Source organism: Myxosarcina sp. GI1, from assembly GCF_000756305.1.
Taxonomy (GTDB): domain Bacteria; phylum Cyanobacteriota; class Cyanobacteriia; order Cyanobacteriales; family Xenococcaceae; genus Myxosarcina.
Genome location: NZ_JRFE01000027.1, coordinates 1 through 8737, shown reverse-complemented (window position 1 = coordinate 8737; position 8737 = coordinate 1). Strand labels below are relative to the sequence as shown.

Sequence of the window (8737 nt, the reverse complement as noted above, 5' to 3'; positions counted from 1 at the left end):
ACAATGCCACAAAATTCCATCGGCAGTTGTAGTTTTACAGCCGTGTTCTGGCTGCCACTGCTGCTGTAACCACACCTTAACGCGATCGGTGTCGGGGGTAGGAATTTCTGTATACAATAATTCTTTCATCATTCAATTTGTTGAAAAAACTTCGTAGGGGCGATTCGCGAATGCGGTGCGACCCACAGAGGCTACCGCCTCAAAGTCTTGCTTCGCAAGACGCTTGCGCGTACGCGCTGTTCGGCGAAAGACGCAAGGGAACGCGCCGCGATGCAAAAGGCAAAAGTCAAAAGCGTTGATTGATAATGCTTTCAAAATTTCTAAACGATTGCTTGATTTATGCCTTAGTCTACTAGGGACTAGTCGGGAACAATAACTTTTTACTCGATCTGCTATTTTCTTAGTATTTCAAGTAAAGCAAACCAAATAAATCCAGGTGGCGATCGTTCTTTGCAGGTTAATTCTTGTTACGGGCGATCGCTTCTTAAACGGCGCGTATGTGCCAGCCTCTCCCGAAGGGAGTCTTTGAGCAGATAGACTCTATGTCGCTTCCACATGAAAAGTAACAATTATTACCAAACGTTCGTGCTTGGCGATCCCAGTGTATGTACGGTAAACCACACTACGAAACTAGTTGCAATCAAAGTCATTTCTTAGCTAGATTAGCACTCGGAAGGTGAGAGTGCTAATCTAAATCATCAACATCTTCGCAAGACAATTTTTGATACAGACATAAGAAGTCTGGCTAATCATTTGGAGGATTTTGTATGGCAGCTATTACGATCAACGTTTCTACAGTTAAACCTTTAGGAGATCGCGTATTTATTAAAGTTAGTGCTTCAGAAGAAAAAACTGCTGGCGGTCTTTATCTACCCGATGCAGCTAAAGAAAAGCCCCAAGTTGGAGAAGTAGTAGGTGTAGGACCTGGCAGACGTAACGATGATGGCGGCTACACTGCTTTGGAAGTCAAAGTAGGCGATAAAGTACTTTATTCTAAGTATGCAGGTACCGATATTAAGCTTGGTGGCGAAGATTACGTACTTCTATCAGAAAAAGATATTCTCGCCGCAGTTTCTTAGATTTTCAGATACGTCAGTAGTAATTTAGTCGCTCTAACTCGATCGGCGATTGGTGCTGACTATTTTTTAAACAGCAACATTAACTCAACTAATTTTTCCAGTAGTTTAGAGGTATAAACAGCTCCTATGGCTAAATCTATAATCTATAACGATGAAGCTCGTCGTGCTTTAGAAAAAGGTATTGACTTATTAGCAGAGTCAGTAGCAGTTACTCTCGGTCCCAAAGGACGTAACGTAGTTCTCGAAAAAAAATTTGGCGCGCCCCAAATTGTCAATGATGGGGTAACTATCGCCAAAGAAATTGAATTAGAAGATCATATCGAGAATACTGGCGTATCTTTAATTCGTCAAGCTGCTTCTAAAACTAACGATATAGCTGGCGACGGCACTACTACAGCTACCGTATTAGCTCACGCAATCGTCAAAGAAGGATTGCGTAACGTTGCTGCTGGTGCGAACCCCATCGCCATCAAGCGCGGTATCGATAAAGCTATCGAATATTTGGTAGGCAAAATTAAAGAGCAGGCTCAACCTGTAGGTGATTCTAGAGCGGTTGCTCAAGTTGGCGCAATTTCTGCTGGTAACGACGAAGAAGTAGGCGACATGATCGCTCAAGCAATGGATAAAGTAGGTAAAGAAGGAGTTATTTCCTTAGAAGAAGGAAAATCCATGTTTACCGAATTAGAAATTACTGAAGGGATGCGTTTTGACAAGGGCTATATCTCCCCTTACTTCGTTACCGACAGCGAACGCATGGAGGCAGTTTTTGACGAGCCTTTTATCTTAATTACCGATAAAAAGATTACCCTCGTACAAGACCTGGTTCCCGTTCTCGAACAGGTAGCGCGTCAGGGCAAACCTCTGGTAATTATTGCCGAAGATATTGAAAAAGAAGCTCTGGCTACTCTAGTAGTCAACCGTCTACGCGGTGTACTCAACGTTACTGCGGTTAAAGCTCCTGGTTTTGGCGATCGCCGCAAACAAATGCTAGAAGACATTGCCGTATTAACTGGCGGTCAGGTTATCTCTGAAGATGCGGGCTTAAAGCTAGAATCTACCAAAGTCGATATGCTCGGTACGGCGCGACGCATCACCATGACCAAAGACAACACCACAATCGTTGCTGAAGGTAACGAACAGGCTGTTAAAGCTCGCTGTCAGCAAATTCGCCGTCAAATTGAAGAAACCGAATCTTCTTACGATCAGGAAAAATTGCAAGAGCGTTTGGCTAAACTAAGCGGTGGCGTTGCCGTAATCAAAGTCGGTGCGGCTACTGAAACCGAAATGAAAGACCGCAAACTTCGTTTGGAAGACGCGATCAACGCTACTAAAGCTGCGGTTGAAGAAGGCATCGTTCCTGGTGGCGGTACTACTCTAGCTCATCTAACACCTGGTTTAGAAGAGTGGGCAAATGCCAACCTCAAAAACGAAGCTCTAACTGGCGCAACCATCGTCGCTCGTGCCTTGACTGCACCTTTAAGAAGAATTGCTGAAAATGCAGGTATGAATGGTGCGGTTGTAGCCGAAAGAGTCAAAGAAAAAGACATAAATATTGGCTTTAATGCTGCTACTAACGAGTATGTCGATATGTTTGAGGCTGGTATTGTCGATCCTGCTAAAGTAACTCGCTCTGCTTTGCAAAATGCAGCTTCGATCGCGGGAATGGTCTTAACTACCGAATGTATCGTTGTAGACAAACCAGAAAAAGATAAGCCTGCCGCTCCTGCTGGTGGAGACTTCGATTACTAAGATTACTAATTGCTAAAAAAATAGTAACTTTGTAGCTGCTTCAATATTGAAGCAGCTATTTTTGTGTATACTAAGAAACGCTTACTTGCGATCGCCTATGACTTTATTTACTCGCGAACAAGTTCTCAGTCAACTTCAACAAGGACAATCTCTGGTTAGAGCCGAACTGAGTAAGCTCGATCTTGAAGAAGCAAATATAGATAGGGCAAATTTTGTCGAAGCGTATTTACGAGGAGCAAACTTCGCTCGCGCTTCCTGTCAGCAAACAGACTTTACCAAGGCTATTTTGCGATTTGCCGTTCTCAATGACGCTAATTTGGCTGGTGCCAAGTTAAATAAAGCAGAGTTAAATAACGCCTGGTTACATGGCACTAATCTCAAGAAAAGCGAAGCAGTAGGAGTTAAATTATTCGATGCCAAACTAAATCGTCTAGAAGCTCCTCTGGCAAAACTAAACGAAGCCGATTTACGACAGGTAAAAGGAGAAGCTGCCAACTTTAGCGGTGCGAATTTTACCAAAGCCAATTTAACACAGGCAAATCTTCCTCAAGCTAATTTTAGCGGTGCTAACCTGAATCAGGCGATCGCTATAGCGGCAAATTTACCCCATACGCTGTGGCGACAAGCAGACTTAGAACGAGTCGATCTCAGTCATAGTTCTCTAGTTTCCGCAGATTTTACTGCGGCTAATTTAGTTTCTGCCAAACTTACTGGTTGCAATCTTACCTCGGTGAATTTCCAGCAGGCAGAATTATTAGAAGCAATCTTAGAAAGAACAAAATTAGAGCTTACTAACTTTAGTAAAGCATCTTTGTTTGCTGCTAACTTAGAGGGTGCTACCCTAAGTCAAGTTGACTTTACTGGTGCTAACTTGCAAGATGCCAATTTAGAAAATACCATTTGGAATAGAGTCGAGCTTACTGATTGTAATGTTAGTAACGCAGTTTTTACTAACGCTAAAGGTTTGACCGACGCACAAACACAGTGGCTCAAAAAACACGGAGCTTTAAACGTTCCTAATTAATAATTAATTTCCCAGCAGCTCGCGAGCGGCTCTAGAATGGCGATATTTAAAGTGAGTCGTATCCGCTATCGCTTCTCTAACTCTAGAGCTAGATTCGCCGTATAAATCGAGCCATTCATAAAAAGTTAGTTCTCCTCCTAAATAAACATTGGGGTTTTTTGCTCCTTCTAACATAGTTTCGCAAATAAGATTGTAGGCATCGAGCCAAGTCTGTTGGATTTCCGATGTCCACTCTTTACCTAAATATTCGGCAAAAGTTTCTATTAGTGCCTGTCCGACAAAGGGATAGTGTTCGCGCAGCGTACCTATTTCGCGATGGTAGGCTCCCAAACTTTTTAAAGCCGCAGATAATGCCTGTGGATTATGCAAATTTTCGACAATTATTGCCAGAGAAATAATTAGTTTTCTTTCTTGAGCTTTTGCATCTGCATTTTTAAACAAAGGTTTTAGTTCTGGATGATGTGCAAACAGTTTTTGATAAAAGCTAGCGGAAAAAGCAATTTGTTGGGGTTTAACTTTGGCAAAACTGCTTTCTAATAGACGAACGTTTAAAGCCATAATTTAAGAATTTATTTGCTCGAAAAAATTATTTAAAATAGTTTTGGGAACTTTACCAACCAGGGATGTAGTTACTTGCTTTTCCTCGTCTAAAAAAGTAAATTGAGGAACTCCTGTTACGCGATATTGTTCTACTTGTCGTTTCCATTTAGCATCGTCGATATCGAGCATTACAAAATTGACGCGATCGCCATATTGCTGATGTAGTTCTCTTACGGTAGCAGCCATTCCCTGACAGATGGTACACCAATCAGCATAAAACTCTACTAAAGTTGGTTTATTGTTATCCATAGCAATTTCGTAAGCAATCGACTCATTAGTTAGATTGTGTAGAACAGCCAACCCACTTACTGAGGAAATATTAATTTCTTCATTGCGATCGCCGATAAAAAAAAGCAAACAAATTGCTAATATGCCAGAAATCGCACTAACAATTAAACTTTTTTTTGACATTATAAAAAATTTCTCAATTCTTTTTTAAATGAATACCTCAAAGCTCGAACGAAAGTTAATGACTAAAGTTTAAAACCTTTATATTAAAACAAATAATTTTTGATTGTATAACTTTTAATATTACTTCTTGCCAAGCAAAAATAAACCTAAAGTCTAAAGCCTGATTTTATTGATAATAGTAAGCTAAAAATATATGAATTGCGAGCATTACAATAAATATATTAACTAAAAAAATGTGACTTAATAGCCAGAATTGCCGCATTTTACGAATTAGAGGTCCTTTAGAAATTAACATTCCCGAATTACTTTTAACCAAACCCCAACCAAAGTATTTACGAGGTGATTCTAATACTCCTGTTTCCGCGACTACACCTATTAAAGCTGATAGAGTAACACCAAAAAATACCCATAAGAAAACCGCGTTAAAATTTAAGCCATTAACGCCAAAAGTGTGAATTAAAGTTATTGCTAACAAACCAATGCCAGCAAAAATATGTATGCTGCGCCATAGCTGCATCGAACCAGGAATTGGCACTTTGAATTTCCAACTACGCGATCTTTTTCTGGCAGTCAAAAACATTTCTAATACAACAAATGCCAGTGAGATATAACCAGTAATTTGTTTGTACAGTTCGCCTTGAATAAACTGAAGAAAATCAAAATTGTTAGCTCTTAAAACAGGTATATAAATAGAACTAAGGGCAAAAGGGGCTAGAATTAATGCCGATAAAAATGTCAGACCAATTAAAGTCGATAGTTTAGGCTTCATGAGCTTTTTTTATCCAGTCAATAATTACTTACTGAATCTTTTTTAGTTGCGCCGATAATTAGTAACTAGTACCGCTATGCGAAAGTAGAAAGACGAGCATCCCTGGCGAGGTTTTCTCGCCAAAGGAACGCGTGAGGTAAAAAGTATTAATTCTAGGTTGTTTGCTCGTTTTTTACTGATAGCTTTATTTAAGCCGTCGTCTACTAGTAACAAAAACTTGGTTATCTACAGATCGCTGCGCACGTAAAATATTCAACCGCAGATAACCAATATATCTACTTAAAAGCTTAAAGCTTAGAGCTTACGGCTTAAAGCTATTAAATTAACTTTCCTCGATGGGCAGGTTGATAATAATACCGCCCATAACATCGTCCATCTTGAAAGTTTTATCGGGATAGCGTTCTTTGTGAACGGGATGGTTATTATGACAGGTAACACAGGCTTCTGCTACAGCTTTATCTGGATAGACGGCAGAATAATATTGCTGTCCGCCAATTTCTTGATAATCTTTATATGGTTCTCCTGTATTAACCACTTCTTCCATAGCTTTTTTCTCAAACTCAGTTTTAGGAGCTTGGTTATCGTTGATATTCCAAGGAGAAATCAAGCCATAAGTAAATGCGCTGGTTTCTTCTGAAGCAATTTCCGAACCCAAACGAAACATCTGGGCTGGTAAAGGAACGCCGTTGGTTTCTTGCCAAGCTTCAGTTGCTTCTGCCGAGACGACACCATCTGGCTTTTCTTTACCTTCTAAAGTTTTTAAGCGGTTAATTACGTGTTTGGTATAAGCAGTACGATCTGCTAGTAATACAGTGTGAACGTAGTCTACAGCGGCTTCTGGGGATACTGATGCTGAGGCTTCGCTAGAACCACCGCCACTACAAGATACGGCAGTCAGACAAACTGTCATCGCTAAAGCTATTAATGCTAAAACTTTTACTTTAAATTGTCGAAATAAACTGTTCATTGTTAACATTTGATTGGATTGTTTGGGTTGGGTTGAGTAGGTATCAAAAATTTAGAGTTAAATTTAGCCGATCGCTAAATATGCTCTAATTCAAGCTTGCTTTACTCGACCTTTTCTTCTCTAAAGCACGTACCAGATCGAAGGTTTCGAGCTTGAGATTGGGGGGACGAGCAAAGTTATTTTCTATTAGTTCGTCGTCGAAGATACTGTTGTAGGCGTGTTCTAGTCCATGACAGTTCATACAAACTTCCTTAACCATGCGATCGCGCGGTAGCAAAGTATAAGTATTGTTGTGATTGACCAGAATTTCTTTAGCTTCGCTAGTTCTGGGTAAATGACAGGTAGCGCAGGTTACAGCCTGGTTATCGGGACGGGGTAGACTGGCTAAATTGGTAACTGTTTGAGCATGGGGAGAATCTTTATAGTTAAGTGAATGGCTGTCATTATGGCAGGTAAGACAGGAATCAACAGCAGCCACTGAAGTATTTACCGAATGGACGTTATGACAGGTATTACAGGTCATTTGCTTATCTAGTGCCGACTCTTTCATCGGTAGATGCGCCATAGCTGGAGTCAGAGGCGACATACCTTCATACAGACGAATTCCATGTTTGCCCAACCAAAAAGTATCTACCGCATATTCATGACAACTGCGACAGCTTTCTTCTGTTGGATGTGCTATTAGTTGCTTGGTTTGCTCGTCCTGATGACAGCTAGAACAGTTAACCTCTGCTAGAGCGTGTGCGCTAGTCTGCCAAAGCTGACCGATTTCTTTTAGCTGTTTTTGAGTTACTTCATCTGCTAGGACAGTAGGCACTAAACAATAAAAGCACAATAGCAATAATAAAATCGCACAGTTAAAAATTCTCATTATCCTTTCCCTCCCAGAAATTCTCGACTTAAATCGGGTTCGGGAGCGGTTTGTCGCTTTACTTCTACAGTGCGAATGGGTAAAGCTGGCTTGGGCAACATCCAGGGTTGGTCGAGATTTTGTCTGAGAAAACCCGTCGAGATAGCACGATGATCGTGGAAATTATGACAACCAGCCGTCCAACACCCATCGGGGCTAAATCCCTCATGACTGGCTAGATCTCCTTCAATTACCCCTTGATGACAAGCCATACACAAATCGGGCTTGAGATTTACCCCACGTCCAAACATGTGTACGTGTTCGGCATGACAGGCGGTACAGGTTAAAATATCTAGATTTTCTACAAATTCAGCCCAGCGGGGATCGCGGAATTTTTTGGCACCATGAACATCGGTTGCCAATTCGGCTTCGTGACAGCGATTGCAGGTTTCGTTACTGACTGGTTTAAAACCTTCGTGACAAGAATCACAGGAAGTATCAAACAGATAGTGACCGTCAGAAGTAGTCCCAGGTAGAAAAATACTACGCTGGTCGAAAGCAAAAGCCGAACCAAACCAAATTAGCAAGATTGCGATCGCGCCAATGATGACAAATTTCGACCGAAATAATTTACCAGAACGCAAAAATCTGCCCAAACCAAACATTCTCCTTGTTTAAAGCAGGATTAAAAGGATTGCCGCTACTCCTGCCATAATTCCTCCACCTAATACTGCCCACAATCCAGCTTTGCCATTGTCGGACGCAGTTAAAGTTCCATCTGTGGCAAGTTGAGGTGAATGAGAATTATATTCAGCCCTGTCAACTGTTTGCGATTCCATAGGTGTTGCAGTTATAGTTTCATTGGCAACTCCAGCAGTTTGTTGATTCGGTTCGGCTGTTTCAATTACTTCCTCTCTAGAAGGCGCATTAAAAGCTACCTCGTCTGGCGAATAGTCAGCACCATCGAGCATGATTTCGGTAATTGCACCATAAGCATCTACCCAAGCCTGTTTGACATCAGGTGTCCACTTATCGTCCAAGTACTGCTCGAAGGTAGTTAGTAGTGCATTTCCTACTAACGGATAGTGTGCGGGTAAAGCTCCATATTTAACGTGTCTGGCACCCAAACCTTTAAGGGAACTAGTCAAAACATCGGGATTTCTGAGATTTTCAACTACCAAAACTAAAGAGCTGACCAGCATTTTCTTTTGCTTTGCCATATTTGTGTTAGCAAATAGAGGCTGTGCTTCAGGATAAGCTGTAAACAGATTGTTGTAAAAACTACTAG

At 41.1% G+C, this 8737-nt stretch carries 10 protein-coding genes; 3 read left to right on the top strand and 7 right to left on the bottom strand.

What is annotated here, in order from left to right; all coding sequences use genetic code 11:
* Window positions 1–767 precede the first annotated feature (767 nt).
* The 3 genes from groES to KV40_RS22020 all read left to right on the top strand — a co-directional run bounded on the left by groES (window position 768) and on the right by KV40_RS22020 (window position 3852).
* A complete protein-coding gene (gene groES / locus KV40_RS22030) occupies window positions 768–1079 on the top strand; it encodes a co-chaperone GroES (RefSeq protein WP_036486077.1) in 312 nt (103 codons plus the stop codon).
* A 126-nt stretch (window positions 1080–1205) separates the two neighbouring features.
* A complete protein-coding gene (gene groL, locus KV40_RS22025) occupies window positions 1206–2828 on the top strand; it encodes a chaperonin GroEL (protein ID WP_036486076.1) in 1623 nt (540 codons plus the stop codon).
* Window positions 2829–2925: 97 nt separating this feature from the next.
* Window positions 2926–3852, top strand: coding sequence for a pentapeptide repeat-containing protein (locus KV40_RS22020; protein ID WP_036486075.1), 927 nt, complete (start codon window positions 2926–2928; stop codon window positions 3850–3852).
* 3 nt (window positions 3853–3855) lie between these two features.
* Here the strand turns inward: KV40_RS22020 and KV40_RS22015 are convergent, their stop codons facing one another.
* The 7 genes from KV40_RS22015 to KV40_RS34260 all read right to left on the bottom strand — a co-directional run.
* Window positions 3856–4410 (bottom strand): globin family protein, encoded by a 555-nt coding sequence (locus KV40_RS22015; protein WP_036486074.1) that lies wholly within the window; start codon window positions 4408–4410, stop codon window positions 3856–3858.
* A 3-nt stretch (window positions 4411–4413) separates the two neighbouring features.
* Complete coding sequence (locus KV40_RS22010) at window positions 4414–4863, bottom strand: thioredoxin domain-containing protein (RefSeq protein WP_036486073.1); 450 nt, start codon at window positions 4861–4863, stop codon at window positions 4414–4416.
* Between the two features lie 166 nt (window positions 4864–5029).
* Window positions 5030–5632: a hypothetical protein gene (locus KV40_RS22005; protein WP_036486072.1), complete on the bottom strand. Its 603-nt coding sequence runs from the start codon at window positions 5630–5632 to the stop codon at window positions 5030–5032.
* A 322-nt stretch (window positions 5633–5954) separates the two neighbouring features.
* Window positions 5955–6599, bottom strand: a complete 645-nt coding sequence (locus KV40_RS22000; protein ID WP_036486071.1) for a DUF3365 domain-containing protein — start codon at window positions 6597–6599, stop codon at window positions 5955–5957.
* 85 nt (window positions 6600–6684) lie between these two features.
* The gene (locus tag KV40_RS21995) at window positions 6685–7470 is read right to left on the bottom strand and encodes a cytochrome c3 family protein (protein WP_036486069.1); all 786 of its coding nucleotides are present in this window, start codon (window positions 7468–7470) and stop codon (window positions 6685–6687) included.
* Complete coding sequence (locus tag KV40_RS21990) at window positions 7470–8114, bottom strand: cytochrome c3 family protein (protein WP_036486068.1); 645 nt, start codon at window positions 8112–8114, stop codon at window positions 7470–7472. The genes KV40_RS21995 and KV40_RS21990 overlap by 1 nt, the downstream gene beginning before the upstream one ends.
* 9 nt (window positions 8115–8123) lie before the next feature.
* On the bottom strand, window positions 8124–8737 hold a 614-nt coding region (locus tag KV40_RS34260), incomplete at its 5' end, for a globin family protein (protein WP_036486067.1).

Coding starts and splice junctions, on each gene's coding strand:
- groL (WP_036486076.1), top strand. CDS start 1,206: ATGGCTAAATCTATAATCTATAACGATGAAGCTCGTCGTGCTTTAGAA.
- groES (WP_036486077.1), top strand. CDS start 768: ATGGCAGCTATTACGATCAACGTTTCTACAGTTAAACCTTTAGGAGAT.
- KV40_RS22020 (WP_036486075.1), top strand. CDS start 2,926: ATGACTTTATTTACTCGCGAACAAGTTCTCAGTCAACTTCAACAAGGA.
- KV40_RS22000 (WP_036486071.1), bottom strand. CDS start 6,599: ATGAACAGTTTATTTCGACAATTTAAAGTAAAAGTTTTAGCATTAATA.
- KV40_RS21995 (WP_036486069.1), bottom strand. CDS start 7,470: ATGAGAATTTTTAACTGTGCGATTTTATTATTGCTATTGTGCTTTTAT.
- KV40_RS22005 (WP_036486072.1), bottom strand. CDS start 5,632: ATGAAGCCTAAACTATCGACTTTAATTGGTCTGACATTTTTATCGGCA.
- KV40_RS21990 (WP_036486068.1), bottom strand. CDS start 8,114: ATGTTTGGTTTGGGCAGATTTTTGCGTTCTGGTAAATTATTTCGGTCG.
- KV40_RS22010 (WP_036486073.1), bottom strand. CDS start 4,863: ATGTCAAAAAAAAGTTTAATTGTTAGTGCGATTTCTGGCATATTAGCA.
- KV40_RS22015 (WP_036486074.1), bottom strand. CDS start 4,410: ATGGCTTTAAACGTTCGTCTATTAGAAAGCAGTTTTGCCAAAGTTAAA.